Consider the following 18,186-nt stretch of genomic DNA (forward strand, 5'->3'; position numbering starts at 1 on the left):
CCGCTATCAGACTTTTCATTGCGAAGCTTTTCATCGTAAGACACGAGGGAACTGTTTGATGAGAGGTTTTATTATGTAGGGAATAATGCGATAAAGCAAAGGTTTACGCCTTTGCTTCATATATTCAAATATAGGTGCTTGTATTTAAGCCATAAAATAAATCAGCCCATAAAAAAAGATGAGCGTGAGCCCGACCGTTAATAGCATATTTTTTAGTAATGATGCTGCAACAACACAAAATAGTGCACCCCATAAATAAGGATTATCAGGAAAACTGCGCATTTCATTATTTTCTAATAAAATGACGGGTGCACAGATTGCGGTAAGCAAGCAAGGTGCTGAATAGCTTAATGCTTGACGAATAATTAATGGCAACCTAACGGGTAATTGTGGAATTAAAAAAACATAACGTAAGGAAAAAACAATTACGGTTAAGGTAATAATCAGAGCCCAGATCATTTTTCTTCCTTAAGTAAGCGAGAAATAGCCACAGAAATAAACATACCACCGACTCCGGCTATAACGATTGCACTGCTAATAGAATAGGCAGATAGCACGACAGCCGTAATTAAAGAGAATAATACGCCACAAACAGTGCTGATTTTTTTTGTTAGTGAAACAACAATCGCTAATAAAGTCGCAACAACGGAAAAGTCGAGATGCAACCGACTAAGATCGCTGACAAAATTGGCCATGACAATCCCACAAAAGCTGGTGACTATCCAAACAACATAGAAACTAAAACCTACACCAAATAAATAGGGAAAAGTAAGGGCTTGTCGTTTTGCTGCGCTGATAGCAAAAAGCTCATCAGTGAGTAAAAAACCAATGCCGATCCGTTGAGGTGTAGTGAAGTCTTTCACATGGGAGCGCATGGTTAACCCATAAAGCAGATGCTGTGAGGTAATAAAAAAAACAGAAATAATAATAGTAATGTATCCAGCCCCTGAATTAATAAGTCCTAGAGTGACAAGTTGTGCGGCGCCAGCAAAAATCATCGCTGACATAGCGATACTTTGCCAAAAATCAAAACCGGCTTCCACGGCCATTGAGCCAGCCAGAACACCCCATGGAATAACTGCAAGATGCAATGGCGCTGCATGAACGGCTCCATCGATCATTTCACGCTGCCAATTATTTTTTTGTTGAGAATCCATATTAAACTAACACCTATTGAACTTTGTTTTTGATTTAAAATACGTATTTCGTTTTGATGATACAAGTAGCCCAAATAACCTGATGAGTTATAAAAAACAATAAAGAATGCATTAATTCATAAAAACCACCTTCAATGTTATATCTCTAAATTTAAAATAATTCACTAAGACTATTTAATCGTTAGTTTTGGCGTTTTTAATCGCCTAGCTGGCTTTTTTTGAAATTTTTAACTGGTAGAAATTCTTTTTCAGTACACTGCTATTTTATGATTAATTTTTAGTTTTATATTCCGATTTTTCAATCATAGAATTGCTAGATAGTCTGTTTTTGTTTTAATTTATAGCTAAATATCTTTTAGTTATTCATTTTGCTGGTGGTATCTTTCGTTAAAAATAAATTCAATGTATTATAGTAACCATGCAGAAGTAATGTGAATTTTTTGTTATAACTTTTATTGGGTTAGCGAGTTTCTTATGCTTGAAAATTTCGGTATTACAAACTTATGGACTTATCTTATTGGTGTGATTTTTATAACACTAGTACCAGGTCCTAATTCTTTATTTGTTCTAACTAGTAGTGCAAAATATGGTGTAAAGAATGGTTATAAAGCGGCATTAGGTGTCTTTACAGGAGATGCATTGCTCATATTTTTATCATTTTTAGGTGTGGCTTCATTAGTTAAAACATCACCAGTATTTTTTAGTGTGATTAAATATGCTGGTGCCGCTTATTTATTTTATTTAGGGATAAAAACTTTATATTCCGTATTTCATAAAAAAGAGCAGGGTACTGACGTCGATAGCATTATTTTAGCGACGAAAGGTACGTACAAAAAAGCGGTATTTTTAAGTTTACTAAACCCTAAAATGATAATTTTTTATGTCTCATTTTTTATTCAATTTATTGATCCTGCGTATCCAAGTGCAGCAGTGCCATTTTTTATTCTTGGCGTGATTTTAGAGTTCTGCAGCATGATTTATTTATCCATGTTGATATTTGGCGCAATAGCCGTCACCAATATGGTTAAGCATAATAAAACACTGTCCAAATTCTCAAATAGTTGCATCGGTGCCGTTTTCTTAATGTTTGGCGCTAAACTTGCTTTAACTGCATAAGGTATCCTCAATTCTGCACAAAAATAGCCAATGTTTCATGTTGGCTATTTTTGTGTCGGATAAGATTAACGTTTCATGTTTCCATTTGAAAAAGTGCTAACTTGCTGTTTAATTTTTTTAAATGAATTCGATATCATGAGCTTTTGCCTAATAAAATCAATTTTAAATAATACGTTAATTATTGGATAGCCATCGCGCTTTTTGTGCAGTTTAACGTGTAAACCATTTAGAACCCGCTACACAGATAATCACGCCGCAAGTAGATGCAATCATGACACCGCTCACTGTTTCATTTAATAACCAAGCAGAAAAAAGTAAGCCAAAAAATGGCTGGAATAATTGAAGCTGACTAACCCCTGTAATTCCACCTTCAGCTAATCCTTTATACCAAAAGAAAAAGCCTATTAGCATACTAAATAGCGAAACATAGATGAGTCCAATCCATGCATTTATTGGAATATTGGTTAAATTTTGAGGCCATAAAATAATACTCAGAATTAGCATGAGTGGTAAGGATATGACGAGAGCCCAACAAATCACTTGCCAGCTACCTAGTTGTTTAGAGAGAACTGCACCTTCAGCATATCCTAAACCACAAAGGACAATAGCACTTACCATATACACATCACCAATAATAGAAATTTCCCCTTTTTGCATTAACGCGAAACTCATGACAAGCAGGCTTCCTAAAACAGCGAAAAACCAAAATATTTTGTTAGGGCGTTCACCTGCACGTAGAGCACCAAATAAAGCTGTAATTAAAGGAAGTAAACCTAGGAATACAATTGAGTGGGCAGAACTAACATGTTGTAAAGCAAGTGCAGTGAGAAAAGGAAAGCCAATAACAACACCTATTGCAACAATAGATAAAGGAATTAATTGTTTTTTATGTGGAATATTTTGTTGTAATACCATTAAAATAATTATCGCTAAAACGCCTGCAAAAATAGCTCTTAGAATAGTTAAAAAATCAGGAGGGAATCCAGCTATAGCAGCCTTTGTTGCTGGAAGTGAACCACTAAAAATAACGACGCCTATAAAGCCATTCACCCATCCCCGAGATATATTTTTTTTATTGCTAATAATTTTATCTGTACGTGCCATTAAATCGATTACCTATTGTTATTCCACTTGAGGTTAATAACGTTAATCCACATAATCATGACAATCAAAAAATTGTCATGGATACAATTTCATGAATCAACCTCGTTATCAGCAATATATCGATGAAATAGCAGCAAAAATTAGGGATGGAGAGCTAAAGCCGGGGACTCGATTATTAACTCATCGTGAATTCGCAAAACAAGAGCATATTTCATTGGTGACAGCGTCACGTATATATCATGGGCTTATTGAGTTAGGTCTTGTGAGTGGTGAAATAGGAAGAGGAACTTTTGTTCGTGATATCAACTTATTACCTACTTTGAGTATTGAGCAGGATGTCACTGCTGAAATGCTAGATTTGAATTTTAGTTATCCAATTGCAAAAGAACAAACTCAACTTTTACGCAAATCTCTGCGTAAGCTCTCAGTTGGCGGAGATTTAGAAGGTTTACTATATTATCAGCAACACACTGGTCGTTTTCATGAACGTGCAGTTATTGCTAAATACCTCGTTCAGCAAGGGATAAAGCAGGCTTGTGCAGAGTCTACGGTACTTGTCAGTGGTGCTCAACATGGGCTTGTAACTATTGTATTAGGACTGTTTAATCCAGGGGATACTATTGCGGTAGATGCATTAACTTACCCAGGATTTAAAGCATTGGCAGATATCTATCACATTAATTTAGTCGCAATTCCAATCTTAGAAAATGGGCCAAACTTAATAGAATTCGAGAAAATATGTCATCATCGTAAAATACAGGCTTATTTCACAATGCCGACACTTCATAATCCCTTAGGATGGGTAATGAATTTGGCATCACGTAGAGCAGTTGTTAAGTTGGCAAGAAAATATAAATTTTTTCTAATAGAAGATGGTTCTTATGCCTTTTTACATCGTCCAATACTACCCCCATTAGCGTCTTTAGCGCCCGATATTACTTTTTACACTACGGGTTTTTCAAAAAACATTGCGACAGGCTTACGTGTTGGTGCTGTTGTTGCGCCAATTCAATATATTGAAAATATTGAGCGAATTATTCGTATTACTACATGGAATACACCAGCATTAACAACCGCAATTATCTGTGATTGGATAGAAACTGGACAAGTTTTCAAGATTGAACGAGACAAACGACGTGATGCCCGAACTCGACAGGTAATTGCCAAGCAAGTTTTGGGTGAACTGCATTATATTGCACACCCATGCAGTTATTTTATTTGGGTCCCATTACCTGAAGGGGTTCGTTCTGAAATAGTGATGAGTGAATTAAATCAACGAAATATTGCAGTAAGTAGTGCCTCATCTTATTGCTCTACTGCTGTTGTCCCGCAAGCGCTTCGTGTTGCGATTAGTACCCTAACGTATGAAGAATTAACGTTGGCGTTACAAACTGTTAAGTCAGTCGTGGAGTATTCAATTGATTTGTAATAGCGCATTATCGGTGCGATAGTCTCTCATTTATTACTGCATACTAATGAAATTAGACAATAAAAAGTAGAGAATCCTTATGTTGAAACACCTTGTGGCTATTGCGAGCCAATACGCAAAACCGGCTACATTTAATGGTTACATTGAGTGTGGACATGTAGCCGCGGCATTAGAAACAGAGGACGGCTCAATATATAGCGGGATTAGTATTGATTCTGCTTGTTCTCTGGGCTTTTGTGCCGAACATGCGGCAGTGGCTGAAATGTTGAAAGAGGGGAAGTCGGTCATAAAAGCGATTGTTGCGGTTGATGCATCCGGTAGTATTATTCCTCCTTGTGGGCGTTGTCGTGAATTATTGAGTCAACTATCGAATAAAAGCAAAGATACAATAGTTGGTGTAAATGATACAACTCAAGTCACCTTAGGGCAGTTAATGCCTTATGATTGGAAAAAAGAACGACTTTAACATTATGGAGGACAAACCGATGAATAAAGAGGTTAAGCATTTCACTGCAACAGCAATGATCCGTAATACTAATGGTGATTTTTTGTTACATGAACACCGTAAATTAGGTTTCTGGTTACCACCAGGGGGGCATATTGATCCCAATGAGGAACCTCAGGAAACGGTAGTTCGTGAGGTTTTGGAAGAAACCGGTCTTATGTGTCGTGTGATTAATTGTGGGCATCCTTTTAAGCATCAAGTGAGTAATTCATCTCATACACAATCGTTACCAATGCCGCTGGCTATTTTAAAAGAATTTATTGCGGATAAAAAAAAGGGCGACCATTGGCATATTGATATGGTGTATTTATGTGAATTGAACTCTTATGATGAAAAGCCTGCTGATGAATTTCATTGGGTACCATTTCATGAACTCGCTAACTTAAACATTCCTGATGATGTTATTGAGTTAGCGAATATGGTGAATGAGTATTATCAAAAGTGATAAAACAGGCTATTGAATATTAAAAAAGAGGAGCGAAATACCTAGTAATATCAATAATAAGCCAATTATTTTATCTACAATAAATTGATATTTTAATATTTTCACTCTAATAAGTGGTGCCGCGAAAAATATTGCGATAAGACTAAACCAAACCCAATGAACAAAAGAGATAAATAAGCCATAACTGAAATTTAAGAGTAATGAATTTCCGGATTGAATCACTTGAGTATAAACAGAAACAACAAAAAACATTGTTTTCGGGTTCAATGCATTCGTGAGGAAGCCATTTTTAAAGGCAGCGAATACTGAGAGTGAGGATACGGTTTCATTAGTAGCACTGATTTTGGATTTGTTGGTAAATGATTTAAAACCAATATAAATCAGATATGCGACACCTAATAATTTAATGCCAAAAAATAGCATAGGTGAATTCATAATGATGAGCGTAACACCAAAAATAGTATACAACACATGAACTTGAACGCCAATGGCAATACCTAATGCACAAATTAAACCTATTTTTGTTCCATAGCTGTAACTGTTTCGTGTCACCATAGCGAAATCAGGCCCAGGGCTTATCACGGCTAAAATAGTGATAGTGGCTACTGCAATTATTTCATTCATATTACGTTCCTAAAGATGATGAAAACTGACCTAATTGTTTAGTTAAATGAATCATATCGAATTATTTATTGTTTTTATTATCAATGGATTGAAGTTATTTGAAAAACGATTTATTCTGACACAAACCTGTAAGTTTTTGTTACCGATAAATGATGAAATTACCTCCTCTAGCTTCACTACATTTTTTTGATGTTGCTGCGCGCTGTGGTAGCTTTGTAAAAGCAGCGCAAGAGCTGCACGTCACGCATAGCGCTATTAGTCGGCAAATTAGGCTATTAGAAGAGCACTTAGGATTTGCGTTATTTGAGCGACGAAATAGAGCTGTATTTCTGACATCAGAAGGGAAACTGTTGTTTCAAACTACCTCGAGTATGTTTGAGCAGTTGAGTGCAACCGTTAACTTGCTCAATGAGAAAATCGAATCGAATGTTGTTAGTTTGTCTTGTGAGCCGACAATTGCAATGAAATGGCTTATTCCACGGTTGACCGATTTCTATCAACAATATCCACATATTACTGTGCATCTTATTGCTGCTGGTGGCGCTATTGATTTTACCAAAACAGGTGTTGACCTAGCGTTAAGGCGTAATGATTTTAAATGGCATGACGATATTTATGCCGTTAAAGTTTGTACTGAACGAATGGGATTAATCCAACGACCTGATTATAAAAATAGCAATTGTTCAGATGATATGACATTGCTAAGTACGACATCTAGACCTAATGCATGGCAAACTTGGCAACAACTGACAGGGATCGATTTTAGTCAAAATAAAAAAATCGCTTATGAGCATTTCTATCTTTGTATCCAAGCTGCACTTGCTGGGCAAGGTGTTACATTAGCGTCGTTCTTAATGGTTGTGGATGAAATTGCATCAAAGCAATTAATTGCGCCAGTAGGATTTATTGAAGAAGGTTCCGCTTATTATTTATTAGCGCAAAAAGCGCCCCCACCTGATAGTGCTATCGAGATTTTCATGAAATGGTTAACCGAACGTATTAATGAAAGTTTGTTTATTACTATGAATGATAAGTATCAAAAAAAATAATTATTTGGTTATATATTCAGCTAATCTCCCTGTAAAACAAAGAATTTATGACATAACCATTTCCGAGCGTGTTATCATTTCTCTATTACGATTTGGTGTCTTTACGTTGGAGTTAATAATGAGCAAGTTACGGGTTGGTGTGATTTTTGGTGGTAAGTCGACAGAGCACGAAGTTTCTCTGCAATCAGCCAAAAATATTATTAATGGTCTCGACCGCAATAAATTTGATGTATGCCTTCTTGGTATTAATAAAGAAGGTCAATGGCATGAATACAATGAAACAGATTTTTTATTGCATGGTAATGACCCGTCCCGTATCGCTTTAAACACACCTAAACGCAGTGTTGCTATTGTTCCTGGTAAAACCTGCGATCAGTTTATTTCGCTAGAAGATGCTAAGCCGTTACCGCAAATCGATGTTATTTTTCCTATTGTTCACGGTAACTTAGGTGAAGATGGCTCGTTGCAAGGGCTATTACGTATGGCTAACTTACCTTTTGTTGGCCCCGGCGTATTAGGCTCATCGGCATGTATGGATAAAGATGTCACAAAACGATTATTAAGAGATGCGGGGCTAAAAATAGCACCATTTATTACCATAGCGAAAAATGAACGAGAAGCCATTAGCTATGAAACAACGGTATCTAAGCTTGGTTTGCCTTTATTTATCAAGCCTGCAAATCAAGGCTCTTCAGTGGGTATTAGTAAGATAAATACTGAAAAAGAGTTTTACGAAGCACTTGATTTTGCTTTCTTATTCGATATTAAAGTCCTGATTGAAAGTGCAGTAAAAGGGCGCGAAATTGAGTGTGCAGTGTTAGGAAATGATGAACCATTGGCCAGCCCATGTGGTGAAATTGTTCTGCATGATAGTTTTTATGCCTACCATACTAAATATATTGATGAGAATGGTGCCTCTGTTGTTGCGCCGGCTCAGCTAGATGATGTTGTCAGTGAGAATATTAGAGCAATTGCTTTAGCGGCTTATCGTGCGCTTAATTGTCGTGGAATGTCTCGCGTAGATGTATTTTTGACTGAAGATAATGATGTTATTATCAATGAAATTAATACACTGCCAGGATTTACGAATATCAGCATGTATCCTAAACTCTGGCAGCAAGGCGGTATGACATATCAACAGCTCATTAGTCGCTTAATTGAGTTGGGTATTGAAAGTTATCAGCAAACTGCATCATTAAAAACCGTCTGCGACCCTCAATAGTTTTTATTATATTGCCGACTTTTATTAAAATAAGTCGGCAATAATTTCAATTTTCTAATTTATTTCTATGAGCATTGTGGTTGCCAATGATCTGGAACGGTAACTTGTCGGTGTTTTATCCAATCAATAATAAAGGCTAAGGAATTTGATGTATAAGCATCACGGCCTAAATAAAGAAAATAAGTTTGTTTCCACCAAGGCCATTGTTCCACTAATTGATAATTAAACCAAGATGCATTGAGTAAGCCGTGGGTGCCATTTTGAATTAATCCAACCTCACTGTTAGGATTATTCGCAAGTAAACGCTTATAACGGCAAGCATCGTTTTTTGCATCTACATTTAAATCTTCGCTTCCCCAGATTGCTAAAATTCGTCCGCTCATGAGAGGAATATCTTTTGATGAGTCATTGAGGTAATTGTTAACGACAAATTTAAAACGACCTGGTGTCATATCTGGACTAGTTTTGGGATCATGTGAGCCCGTAGCGCCAAAAATATCATCATCAAGTTTCAGTTGGTTAGTGACATGTTGTTCTATCTCATCATGAGAAATTCCCGTTTGATTTAGGCGGGTTCGATAATAAAATGCCCCTTGATCGCGCCAGTTTATTGCACCGCCGATAATGATTGAGAAATCTGGATGACTTTTGGCAGCGGCAATAGGGATGACCCATCCCGCCTGTGAAAAACCTAAATAGCCAATTTGTGTTATAGGGGCAGGATATTTTTCACGTAACAAGGTTAATGCAGCTTGTACTTCATTTGCTCGCTCTTCCATTCCTTGCGTTAGCCAGTTCCCCGAGCTTTCCCCAACCCCAGCTTTATCCCAACTAAATACACCAATTCCATTTTCGACAAGTGTATTGATTAAAGGGAGGTAACTGTCATTTGAAAATCGATTTTGAGGTCCATCACCATGAATAAAAATAGCAATAGCGTTTGGTGTTTCTGATTTTGGTAATATGAGCGTTCCTGAAAGAGAATTATTATTAGCTTTAAATTGAATTTCAACCAGTCTAGTTTTGTCTAAATCAAAATCATCAATATTGCTCGTTAAAATAATAGCCAAAGACGCCAGTATGGCAAGGAGCACTAAATATAAGAAAAACCGCTTTATTTTCATAGCGTAAACCTAAATAACGATCAATTTGTTTTGGAACCAATTTTGATGGTTAATGGTTCCAGTAACAGTATGTTATGTCAATCGCATTAGTTTAAATAACTACTTACACCAAACATAATTGATATAGCGGAAGAGGGGTTCAAAACCAAATTTCTTATACAAATCAAACCCAGCTTCGGATGCATCAAGGAAGCAGTGTTCAACACCTTGTTGGCGGCAAAATGCTAATGCATAGTCAATAAGTTGAGAAGCATAACCTTTGCCCTGATATCTAGGCTCTGTTCCAATATCATCAAACCGCGCGAGTGGTCCTTCAATCGTCACTGTCATCGAGGTGGCAGGTTCTCCATCTACAAGCAGCACTAAATGGAATTGTGGTGCGCCTTGTTGCAATGCATCTTCGTGATAGCGAACGTATTCGTTAATAACTTGATCATGTTCTTCGGATAAATAAAATGCAGAAACAAGAGGTTTAGCCCATAAAGAAAGATCGTGATTGGCAACGACGATATCGACCTGATTAGCAGGCAAGGCTACTTCACGTTGTTTATCTAAAGATAATGCCATTGCTGTTGTGACGCTGTCACGTTCATAGTTTAACGCTTCGGCTTCAGTAATAACTTGTGGCAACATTTCTTCAGGAATAACCAAAGTATGGTTTTTCTTTTGTGCAACAAATAGGTTATGCGCTTGCATAAAGGTATGAATAGTCGAATCTGGCTGCAAATAAATAAAGTTAAACGCTGGGGAGTTTAACGGTGTCAGATAACAAATAGTATGCTGTTCAATCTGAATGCTGTGCTCACAAATGGAGCTCCAAAATGTTTTTTCAATAGATTGGTAGTGTCTTAAATAGTAAAGCGGAATATTCATTCTCAGTTACCTGAAGCAAAACGTGTTAATCGATATGGGCTTAATGCAGCTTGTTTAATCCCATCTATGATCTCTTCTTTCGCTAATTTACATATCAAAGGGGCTAAAGTTATGGCCGCATGCATACTGATAATATATAAACCCTCGAAATCATCAACATTTCCGACAATTGGCATCTCATCTTTTGGCATAGGTCGCATTCCTATGTAAGCTTTTTCAAGATTAAGGGCATCCGTACCTATAAAGGATTTCTTTATTGTTGTTAAGGCATTTTGTGCGATAGCAACTTCACTGTCTTCAAGGCGGTCACTAATAAAATCTTCAGCGCACAGAATTTTACTTGATGATACAGGGCGTAACTCCATTTCTGGTGTTGAAATAATGTGATTAATAAAAGATTGTTCAGTTGGATTATTATAATGGACAATGATTGATGGTGACGCAGTTATTGGTAGAGAGACTCGTAATGATTGAGCCAATTCAATGGAGCCAACACCTGCGGTGATAATAATTTGATCGGCGCTGAACGTACCTTTGTTTGTTATCACTCCATGTATTTTATGATTATGGTGTTCAAGAGCTAGAACTTCATATTCTGGTAGGTAATTTACACCTCGTGCAATTGCTTCAGTTAGCAGCGTCTGGGTAGCGTGTACAGGGTCAACAAAACCTTCATCTGCTGAAAATGCGGCAACTTCAGGCAAAGACAGTAACTGAGGTTCTATTAACTGTAATTCATTTTTTGTTAGTGCTTTAATATTAAACCCTGTTTTCTGGTGGCTATGAATGAACTCATGAGTCGCCGCATCCGTTTCGTGCCAACTTATGGCGCCAGACCAATTAATATTGAGTTTACCCTGGGTAAGACTGTCAAGGTTTCGCCATTCTGTTAAGGCTTGCTGACGTAATTTACTGTAACCGTCAGGGCGGCCATAGGAGACATTTAACCATGCAAAAGAGTGCTGTGTTACACCTTCAGCCGCTTGCTGTTTGTCTATCAGCGTAATTTTACCTTTATAGTGTTGGGATAAATACCAAGCGAGCGTGGTTCCTACAATCCCTGCACCAATAATAATTATGCTGTTATTTTGTTTTGAAATCATGTGTTACCTGAATATTAAGGGCCAAATTAATGAGCAAAGCGTTTGGTCATTCAACCTGCGCATTTTTTTATTAATTATATGAATAATCAGTCTGTTATTATATCAACAAAGCATTAATCAGGCTGGTATTATTATTTAGGCGTAAATTGCAACCATAAGTTAAATAAGGTAAAAATGAAATTTCTATTTGAACAAGTCACCGTCTTTTCAGATAAAAAGTTGGATGGTAATCCATTAGCCGTTGTTGTCGGTGCAGATAGTCTAACTCATCATCAAATGGAACAGTTTGCAAAATGGACCAATTTAAGTGAAACCGTTTTTCTATTGCAGCCAAAACATCCCGATGCTGATTATTTCGTGAAAATTTTCACTGCAGAGGGTGAATTACCTTTTGCAGGTCATCCAACGTTGGGCAGTTGCTTTGTATGGCAGCAAATCTATGGGCAGCAGAATAAATCAACTATCACTCAACAATGTGAAGCTGGCTTAATTAATATTAAGCAAATAAATGGTCGTTTAGCTTTTATGGCTCCGCCAATGATCCGTACTGGTGAACTAGAGGAAAATGAACGAATTAAAATATTCAATGCGCTTGGACTTACCGATAATGATGTCGAAGCTTGCCAATGGTTAGATAACGGCCCAGGTTGGTTAGGTATACAGCTTAAATCTGTGGCTACATTACTTAGTGTCAAACCAGATTATGCACAACTGAAGGGTTATGACATCGGTTTATGTGCAATTTATCCAGAAGGCGATGATAAACAACTTGAGGTTCGTGCTTTTTGCTGTTCAATTGCAGAGGAAGATCCGGTTACTGGAAGCTTGAATGCGGTATTTGCTCAATGGTTAATACCTCAAGGAAAACTACCGAAACACTATGTAGCAGGGCAAGGCCAATGTGTTTCACGCAATGGGTTAGTTTATGTTTCATCGGACGAATATGGGATATGGGTGGGCGGTGACGTTGTCAATTGTATCAGTGGTACAGTTGAATTTGACTAATTATCAGTTGATTCAGGTTACCGAAAATAAGAGATAACCTGAATTAACTATCAAATTTATACTCGAATAAATCGAGTCACAAAAGCAATCATAACTAATAGAACTGAAATGATGAGCAATGCAGTGGCGAGAGAAAATTGAAACGCCACAAAACCAATAGCTGCGGGACCCGCTAAAATCCCTAAATAACCTAGTGTTGAAACCGCCGGAACAGCAAGGGCTTCAGGCATTGTGTTTTGTTTTCCTATCGCTGAAAACATCACCGGTACAATATTAGAGCAACCGGCACCAACTAAGGCAAATCCTGCAATCGCCAAAGGTAGGTAAGGCGACATAACCGCAATAATAAAACCAAAACATGCGAATAAGGCCCCTAAGAATACTACGCGAGCAGAACCGACTCGCATCACAATTCGGTCACCAGTTAGTCGGCCGATAGTCATTGTTGTGGCGAATGCCGCAAATCCTAGCGCACCTAATGTTTCGTTTAAACCATGGTGTTCAATTAAAAATACAGCGCCCCAATCTAATACGGCACCTTCTGAAAGAAATACGGCAAAACAAACAATACCAATGACGAGTACAATTCCTTTAGGTACCGCAATTAATGGGCCTGATGAGACATTAGCATAGTTTAGAAAACCATTATAACTGATTGCCAATAACACTAATCCAATAGCAGAAATGATCATGGCGGCAAAGACGGTAGGAACACCGAGGAGCAAAATAGCACTCATTGAACCGGCACCCGCAATTCCACCGATACTGTAAAATCCATGGAAACCTGACATAATTGGTTTATCTGAGGATTTTTCGACAATAACGGCTTGTATATTCATGGCACAGTCTGTTAAACCAATAAAAACACCAAATAAAAATAACCCAACAACTAAAAAGCTGATCTGTGACAATGACGGTAACATGGGTAATAAAAGACTAAAGGCAATGGTAGAAACAACCATTAATTTGCGACAACCAAATTTTGCTGCTAGTGCGCCGGTGACTGGCATAGCAATTAGTGCACCGCCACCAAAGCACAGTAATAGCATGCCTAGAGTCGCATCATTTGCCCCTGTATTTGATTTAACATAGGGAACTAGTGCTGCCCATGCGGCAGTCGCGAAACCTGCAATGAAAAAAATAATACGTGTCGAAATCTGCTCTTTTTTAGCAGGCGCTGAGATGATGTTATTGTCTAGTTGTTGAGTTGATTGCATATTTTATATTTTCAATGAATTAAAAGAAACTAGCCTTGGTTGAGGATAGTCAGAATTTGTTCATGTAATATTGGGCAGCCTGTCGCTAGGACTGCACCACCGGCTTCAGCTCTACCACCATCGAGAGTTGTGACTACGCCACCAGCTTGTTCAATAATAGGGATTAATGGCACAATGTCATAAGGTTCTAGTGCGTATTCAAAACAAGCATCAATTCTGCCTGCTGCTAACATTGCCATTGCGTAGCATTCCCCACCATAACGTGTCATTAAAACTTGTTCCGTTAAAGAACCAAAATGAATGTCTGGATGTGTTGCAATGGGTTCTGGTGAATTAGTGTGCAAAATAGCTTGGTTAAGTGCGATATTTTTACGCGTTTCTAAACGAAAGTGCCCATGTGCGCTACTCGTCCAGCTGCCGTTAGCATCGGCCCAAAAACGTTCACCAATATAGGGTTGGCTCATCATTCCCATTACTGCTTTTCCGTGATGTGTTACTCCAATTAAATTAGCCCATAAAGGTAGGCCACATAGGAAAGGACGTGTCCCATCAATCGGGTCGAGCACCCATTGAATAGATCCACTTCCACTAATACCGTACTCTTCACCTATGATAGCGTGATCAGGGTAAGCCGCTGTAATATATTCACGCATCAGTTTTTCGGCGAGTTTATCGGCTTGAGTAACCGGATCAAATCGATAATCTGCTTTTGGTTTATTCTGTAAAACTGTCAGCTCATTTGTTCGGTAATGCTCTAATGAAGCTTTACCTGCAATGTTCGCGAGCTCATGTAAAAAAAAGCTATCAGGAAGTAGGTTGTTAGTCATTTTTTATCCTCAGTCATTTTAGTAATCATAAAGTTTGACATCCGTTATTGCTCGATTATGATAGTTTAAACCATTAACAGGAACACTATATGCTCGATTATGCCGCTTTTCCAGATCAAAGACAAAATAAAATTCGCCAGCTACTTAATGAAAATGGTCGAGTAATATGTACCGTACTAGCGCGAGAGATGAGCGTATCAGAGCATACAATTCGTCGAGATTTAAATGAATTAGCACAAGAAGGTGTATGCCGACGCGTGCATGGTGGTGCGGTGAGTGTCTTAGTCGGTGCTGGCTCATTCGAGCAGAGAATCGAACAGAATCAAGCAGAGAAAGCTAAGATCGCGCAAAAATGCGCCAGTCTGATCAAAGATGCAGGTTGTATATTTATCGATGCAGGTTCAACTAATTTAGAAATCGCACGTTGTATACCCGATAATTTAGCGGTGACGGTCATTACTAATTCGCCGACTATTGCTATTGAGTTAATGAAAAAATCAATAAGTGAAGTTATTTTAATAGGCGGAAAATTAAATACTCAAATAGGTGCGAGTGTAGATAGCTCAGCAGTTAGGCAGATTAGCCAAATTCATTTTGATCAATGTTTTCTTGGCGGATGTGCACTTGACCCTCAAATAGGGATCTCTATATTTGATTATGAAGAAGCTGAATTTAAAAAAGTGCTAATTGAACAAAGTAGCCAGGTTATTATGGGACTTACTGTTGATAAATTACCGGGTGTAGCAAGGTATACTATTGCTGATTGTGACCAATTATCAATTCTCGTGATGGATAAACAGTTACCTAAAGAAATAATTCAGTTATTTGATAATAACTCAGTAAAAATCTTGTTTTCAGATTAGCTATTACACTAAATTACACTAAATTACGCTAATTTAGTGTAATTCAGTCTGCGATTTATGAACATCATGGTTGATAAATAATTAGAGCAAACATGAGAATAGGAACTTCATGAAAATCAAAACGATTTCACTTATTTTATTAATATTCCCATTTAATAGTATTGCTGAAAGTTATTCTTATCAAATGCAAACTCAACCACATAACGGTAAAGAAATTCATTATTATCTAATCCAAAAGGGAACGGCTAAATCTAAAAATTTGTTAGTTTTAATTCAAGGTTCTGACTGTAAAAGTGTGGTTAATAATCCCGATATGGTCAAAAATTTTGGCGCTGCTTTTCCAAATAATGACATTTTGTTAGTTGAAAAAACAGGTTTGACTGATCAAATCGGTCAAAATAACGAAGAGGTTGAACAAGCTAATTGCCCTGTGGAATATATGAAGAATGATTCTCCACTTGAAAGAGCAGAAAATTATATTTCTGTATTAAATCAGTTAAAGGATCATTACCAGCAGATCATCTTATTAGGAGGTAGTGAGGGAGCTGTCGTCACTAATATTATAGTTTCCAAAGTCGATTATATAAAAGCATCCATTGCTTTAAATTTAGGTGGTCGATATTTTATAGATGATGTCATTTATAGTATTAAAAATAATACTCCGGCTGAATATGTATCTGAATCAGTAGATGGATTTAAACAATTTGCACAAGCTGCAAAAGATAAGCAATTAGATGAAAATCAATTTGTAAGTAGTCATGGGCCTACTTGGTGGTATGAAAGCTTAACGATTGATAATCAAAGCTTGATTCAATCAATAAAAACTCCGCATTTAGTCATACAAACAATGGTAGATATAAATGTAGACGCACACAATGCCCAACGAATGATGAAGAATAACACTAACACCAAGGTATCATTTAAAAGTTATGAAGGTTTGGATCACTTTTTTAAAGATGATAAAGGCAAATCACAAACTTCAATGATTGTGACGGATATTCAAAGCTGGTATCAATCTATTAATCACTAGTAATTTAAGTACATCATTGCTGTATTGTCTTTATGGGGGCAATACAGCTGATGTTATTCATGAATATTAGATTTTTGCATCTTCAATCGCGTCATGAATTATATTTTCAAATAATACATGTTGGTTTGCCGGTAATAGCTGGCGATGCATTTGGCGGCGTTTATCAGTATTAAATAACTTTTCCGCTATCCAACCAGTTAAGTATAAAGCCGATAAGCAACCACCCGCTGTTACAATATTTCCACGAACAACTAATGGTTTATCTTCGAGATCTGCCCCCATATTTATAAAGGCATTCATTGCATCAGGATGCGTGGTTGCTGGTGTTCCATTCAATAAACCCAATTTCTGCAACACAAAAGAGCCAGCACAAATAGAACCAAGAATTTGTCGTGTATTATCGAGTTTAAATGCATTAATAAAACTTTCATCAGCAAGTACGGCTGGAATACCTTGTTGCCCGCTACTAAATAAAACAACATCAGCATCATTCGCGAGCGTAATATGACCGTCTGTTTCTACTTTTTGACCGAGTGTTGAGGTGTGAAAGGGCTTTGTGCCTAATACTTGGACATTCCAGTCTTCACGGCAGCGGCCAAAAATGTCACGCATTAAAAAATAATCTATATCTGTAAATTCATCAAAAATAACGATAGCAACTTTATACATATTTATTCCTCGAATTCTCTTATTTATTTTACGCTGAAACAAAGCTGTGATAATTAAAAATAGGTTTAAACCCTAACTTTTGATAAATACCTAGACCGTCACTGGAGGCTTCTAATACACATTGCTCAATGCCTTGTTGATGGCAGACTTGTAAAGCATGTTTGATTAATAGCGTAGCTAAACCGCGACGCTGATATTGAGCATCAGTTCCAATATCATCAAGACGGGCTATCTTGTTATTCAATGTTAGTGTTAGGGTAGATGTGGGTTGCTGATTATGGAATAAGACAAAATGCAACATATCGATTTGCTTATCCAATGCCCGCTGATGATAACGAATATATTCATTAATAACCGTATCATCACCTGCTTCATCATCTTCTGGCGAAATAGGAAATGCCGTAATCAAGGGTTCTGCCCAAGATGTTAAATCTTGATTGCAAACTGTAATATGATAACCATTAGGTAGTGAGATATCTTTTGCGTGATCACTTAGATTAGAATAGTCTAGGATCATTGCTGTGGACTCACCATCTTCAATAAGTTCTCTTTGCGTAACAACGAATTTAAATTTTTCTAATTCGCTATCTTGAATAACTAAAATATAAGGCTTGTTTTGTTGTTTAAATAAGTCTTCGGCTAATTCAAAACTAGCAATAGATGCATTTTGGTGTAAATAGATAAAGTTAAATGCAGGAATAGGCAATTCTGAGAAATAGGTAATTGTAGATTCATCGATATCAATTGTACTATGGCAAATAGCTTGCCAAAAATATTTTTCTTGTTGGTAAAAAAGTGTTTGGTTATTTTTCATTTTTTGCTCT

20 protein-coding genes are annotated in these 18,186 nt (G+C 37.2%); 9 read left to right on the plus strand and 11 right to left on the minus strand.

The features are described 5' to 3' along the window. Positions 1 to 144 precede the first annotated feature (144 nt). Positions 145 to 459: an AzlD domain-containing protein gene (locus AAZR93_RS03030; protein ID WP_294103692.1), complete on the minus strand. Its 315-nt coding sequence runs from the start codon at positions 457 to 459 to the stop codon at positions 145 to 147. Then, positions 456 to 1,157 carry an AzlC family ABC transporter permease gene (locus AAZR93_RS03035; protein ID WP_434718932.1) on the minus strand — a complete coding sequence of 234 codons (702 nt, stop codon included), beginning with the start codon at positions 1,155 to 1,157 and terminating at the stop codon, positions 456 to 458. The genes AAZR93_RS03030 and AAZR93_RS03035 overlap by 4 nt, the downstream gene beginning before the upstream one ends. 474 nt (positions 1,158 to 1,631) lie before the next feature. Here AAZR93_RS03035 and leuE point away from each other — a divergent pair, with 474 nt between their 5' ends. Then, a complete protein-coding gene (gene leuE / locus AAZR93_RS03040) occupies positions 1,632 to 2,273 on the plus strand; it encodes a leucine efflux protein LeuE (RefSeq protein ID WP_294103697.1) in 642 nt (213 codons plus the stop codon). Positions 2,274 to 2,483: 210 nt separating this feature from the next. Here the strand turns inward: leuE and AAZR93_RS03045 are convergent, their stop codons facing one another. After that, positions 2,484 to 3,377, minus strand: a complete 894-nt coding sequence (locus tag AAZR93_RS03045; RefSeq protein ID WP_434718933.1) for a DMT family transporter — start codon at positions 3,375 to 3,377, stop codon at positions 2,484 to 2,486. Between the two features lie 91 nt (positions 3,378 to 3,468). Here AAZR93_RS03045 and AAZR93_RS03050 point away from each other — a divergent pair, with 91 nt between their 5' ends. From AAZR93_RS03050 to AAZR93_RS03060, 3 genes are all read left to right on the plus strand, one after another. After that, positions 3,469 to 4,806: a PLP-dependent aminotransferase family protein gene (locus AAZR93_RS03050; protein ID WP_434718934.1), complete on the plus strand. Its 1,338-nt coding sequence runs from the start codon at positions 3,469 to 3,471 to the stop codon at positions 4,804 to 4,806. A gap of 79 nt (positions 4,807 to 4,885) precedes the next feature. Continuing rightward, positions 4,886 to 5,272 (plus strand): cytidine deaminase family protein, encoded by a 387-nt coding sequence (locus AAZR93_RS03055; RefSeq protein ID WP_294103702.1) that lies wholly within the window; start codon positions 4,886 to 4,888, stop codon positions 5,270 to 5,272. 19 nt (positions 5,273 to 5,291) lie between these two features. Continuing rightward, positions 5,292 to 5,756 carry an NUDIX hydrolase gene (locus AAZR93_RS03060; protein ID WP_336429104.1) on the plus strand — a complete coding sequence of 155 codons (465 nt, stop codon included), beginning with the start codon at positions 5,292 to 5,294 and terminating at the stop codon, positions 5,754 to 5,756. A 9-nt stretch (positions 5,757 to 5,765) separates the two neighbouring features. On the opposite strand, the gene AAZR93_RS03065 is transcribed toward AAZR93_RS03060, so the two are convergent. After that, positions 5,766 to 6,380, minus strand: coding sequence for a LysE family translocator (locus AAZR93_RS03065; RefSeq protein WP_434718935.1), 615 nt, complete (start codon positions 6,378 to 6,380; stop codon positions 5,766 to 5,768). A gap of 152 nt (positions 6,381 to 6,532) precedes the next feature. Between AAZR93_RS03065 and AAZR93_RS03070 the strand changes: the two genes are divergently transcribed. Further along, positions 6,533 to 7,429, plus strand: coding sequence for a LysR substrate-binding domain-containing protein (locus AAZR93_RS03070; protein WP_434719627.1), 897 nt, complete (start codon positions 6,533 to 6,535; stop codon positions 7,427 to 7,429). Positions 7,430 to 7,547: 118 nt separating this feature from the next. Next, positions 7,548 to 8,651, plus strand: a complete 1,104-nt coding sequence (gene ddlA / locus AAZR93_RS03075) for a D-alanine--D-alanine ligase (RefSeq protein WP_294103710.1) — start codon at positions 7,548 to 7,550, stop codon at positions 8,649 to 8,651. A gap of 65 nt (positions 8,652 to 8,716) precedes the next feature. Here ddlA and AAZR93_RS03080 read toward each other — a convergent pair whose 3' ends face one another. From AAZR93_RS03080 to AAZR93_RS03090, 3 genes are all read right to left on the minus strand, one after another. Beyond that, a complete protein-coding gene (locus AAZR93_RS03080; protein ID WP_434718936.1) occupies positions 8,717 to 9,775 on the minus strand; it encodes an alpha/beta hydrolase family protein in 1,059 nt (352 codons plus the stop codon). 99 nt (positions 9,776 to 9,874) lie between these two features. Next, positions 9,875 to 10,648, minus strand: coding sequence for a GNAT family N-acetyltransferase (locus tag AAZR93_RS03085; RefSeq protein ID WP_294103712.1), 774 nt, complete (start codon positions 10,646 to 10,648; stop codon positions 9,875 to 9,877). A gap of 2 nt (positions 10,649 to 10,650) precedes the next feature. Further along, complete coding sequence (locus AAZR93_RS03090; protein ID WP_434718937.1) at positions 10,651 to 11,751, minus strand: NAD(P)/FAD-dependent oxidoreductase; 1,101 nt, start codon at positions 11,749 to 11,751, stop codon at positions 10,651 to 10,653. 174 nt (positions 11,752 to 11,925) lie between these two features. On the opposite strand from AAZR93_RS03090, the gene AAZR93_RS03095 reads away from it, so the two are divergent. After that, positions 11,926 to 12,756 (plus strand): PhzF family phenazine biosynthesis protein, encoded by an 831-nt coding sequence (locus tag AAZR93_RS03095; protein WP_434718938.1) that lies wholly within the window; start codon positions 11,926 to 11,928, stop codon positions 12,754 to 12,756. A 56-nt stretch (positions 12,757 to 12,812) separates the two neighbouring features. On the opposite strand, the gene AAZR93_RS03100 is transcribed toward AAZR93_RS03095, so the two are convergent. Together AAZR93_RS03100 and AAZR93_RS03105 are read right to left on the minus strand one after the other, a co-directional pair. Continuing rightward, the gene (locus AAZR93_RS03100) at positions 12,813 to 13,973 is read right to left on the minus strand and encodes an MFS transporter (protein ID WP_434718939.1); all 1,161 of its coding nucleotides are present in this window, start codon (positions 13,971 to 13,973) and stop codon (positions 12,813 to 12,815) included. Between the two features lie 29 nt (positions 13,974 to 14,002). Next, positions 14,003 to 14,800 carry an inositol monophosphatase family protein gene (locus tag AAZR93_RS03105; RefSeq protein ID WP_434718940.1) on the minus strand — a complete coding sequence of 266 codons (798 nt, stop codon included), beginning with the start codon at positions 14,798 to 14,800 and terminating at the stop codon, positions 14,003 to 14,005. A gap of 89 nt (positions 14,801 to 14,889) precedes the next feature. Here AAZR93_RS03105 and AAZR93_RS03110 point away from each other — a divergent pair, with 89 nt between their 5' ends. After that, entirely contained in the window at positions 14,890 to 15,663 is a 774-nt protein-coding gene (locus AAZR93_RS03110; protein ID WP_294103721.1) for a DeoR/GlpR family DNA-binding transcription regulator, read from the plus strand. Positions 15,664 to 15,772: 109 nt separating this feature from the next. Beyond that, positions 15,773 to 16,693, plus strand: a complete 921-nt coding sequence (locus AAZR93_RS03115) for an acyl-CoA thioester hydrolase/BAAT C-terminal domain-containing protein (RefSeq protein ID WP_434718941.1) — start codon at positions 15,773 to 15,775, stop codon at positions 16,691 to 16,693. A gap of 66 nt (positions 16,694 to 16,759) precedes the next feature. Here AAZR93_RS03115 and AAZR93_RS03120 read toward each other — a convergent pair whose 3' ends face one another. Together AAZR93_RS03120 and AAZR93_RS03125 are read right to left on the minus strand one after the other, a co-directional pair. After that, on the minus strand, positions 16,760 to 17,362 hold the full coding sequence (locus AAZR93_RS03120; RefSeq protein WP_434718942.1) for a DJ-1/PfpI family protein: 603 nt from the start codon (positions 17,360 to 17,362) through the stop codon (positions 16,760 to 16,762). A 28-nt stretch (positions 17,363 to 17,390) separates the two neighbouring features. Next, the gene (locus AAZR93_RS03125) at positions 17,391 to 18,176 is read right to left on the minus strand and encodes a GNAT family N-acetyltransferase (RefSeq protein ID WP_434718943.1); all 786 of its coding nucleotides are present in this window, start codon (positions 18,174 to 18,176) and stop codon (positions 17,391 to 17,393) included. Between the last annotated feature and the right edge of the window lie 10 nt (positions 18,177 to 18,186).

This window comes from Providencia sp. Je.9.19, from assembly GCF_051129765.1.
Classification (GTDB): Bacteria; Pseudomonadota; Gammaproteobacteria; order Enterobacterales; family Enterobacteriaceae; genus Providencia.

Coding starts and splice junctions, on each gene's coding strand:
- AAZR93_RS03105 (WP_434718940.1), bottom strand. CDS start 14,800: ATGACTAACAACCTACTTCCTGATAGCTTTTTTTTACATGAGCTCGCG.
- AAZR93_RS03030 (WP_294103692.1), bottom strand. CDS start 459: ATGATCTGGGCTCTGATTATTACCTTAACCGTAATTGTTTTTTCCTTA.
- AAZR93_RS03120 (WP_434718942.1), bottom strand. CDS start 17,362: ATGTATAAAGTTGCTATCGTTATTTTTGATGAATTTACAGATATAGAT.
- AAZR93_RS03080 (WP_434718936.1), bottom strand. CDS start 9,775: ATGAAAATAAAGCGGTTTTTCTTATATTTAGTGCTCCTTGCCATACTG.
- AAZR93_RS03055 (WP_294103702.1), top strand. CDS start 4,886: ATGTTGAAACACCTTGTGGCTATTGCGAGCCAATACGCAAAACCGGCT.
- AAZR93_RS03095 (WP_434718938.1), top strand. CDS start 11,926: ATGAAATTTCTATTTGAACAAGTCACCGTCTTTTCAGATAAAAAGTTG.
- leuE (WP_294103697.1), top strand. CDS start 1,632: ATGCTTGAAAATTTCGGTATTACAAACTTATGGACTTATCTTATTGGT.
- AAZR93_RS03085 (WP_294103712.1), bottom strand. CDS start 10,648: ATGAATATTCCGCTTTACTATTTAAGACACTACCAATCTATTGAAAAA.
- AAZR93_RS03070 (WP_434719627.1), top strand. CDS start 6,533: ATGAAATTACCTCCTCTAGCTTCACTACATTTTTTTGATGTTGCTGCG.
- AAZR93_RS03045 (WP_434718933.1), bottom strand. CDS start 3,377: ATGGCACGTACAGATAAAATTATTAGCAATAAAAAAAATATATCTCGG.
- AAZR93_RS03090 (WP_434718937.1), bottom strand. CDS start 11,751: ATGATTTCAAAACAAAATAACAGCATAATTATTATTGGTGCAGGGATT.
- AAZR93_RS03060 (WP_336429104.1), top strand. CDS start 5,292: ATGAATAAAGAGGTTAAGCATTTCACTGCAACAGCAATGATCCGTAAT.
- AAZR93_RS03125 (WP_434718943.1), bottom strand. CDS start 18,176: ATGAAAAATAACCAAACACTTTTTTACCAACAAGAAAAATATTTTTGG.
- AAZR93_RS03065 (WP_434718935.1), bottom strand. CDS start 6,380: ATGAATGAAATAATTGCAGTAGCCACTATCACTATTTTAGCCGTGATA.
- AAZR93_RS03100 (WP_434718939.1), bottom strand. CDS start 13,973: ATGCAATCAACTCAACAACTAGACAATAACATCATCTCAGCGCCTGCT.
- ddlA (WP_294103710.1), top strand. CDS start 7,548: ATGAGCAAGTTACGGGTTGGTGTGATTTTTGGTGGTAAGTCGACAGAG.
- AAZR93_RS03035 (WP_434718932.1), bottom strand. CDS start 1,157: ATGGATTCTCAACAAAAAAATAATTGGCAGCGTGAAATGATCGATGGA.
- AAZR93_RS03115 (WP_434718941.1), top strand. CDS start 15,773: ATGAAAATCAAAACGATTTCACTTATTTTATTAATATTCCCATTTAAT.
- AAZR93_RS03110 (WP_294103721.1), top strand. CDS start 14,890: ATGCTCGATTATGCCGCTTTTCCAGATCAAAGACAAAATAAAATTCGC.
- AAZR93_RS03050 (WP_434718934.1), top strand. CDS start 3,469: ATGAATCAACCTCGTTATCAGCAATATATCGATGAAATAGCAGCAAAA.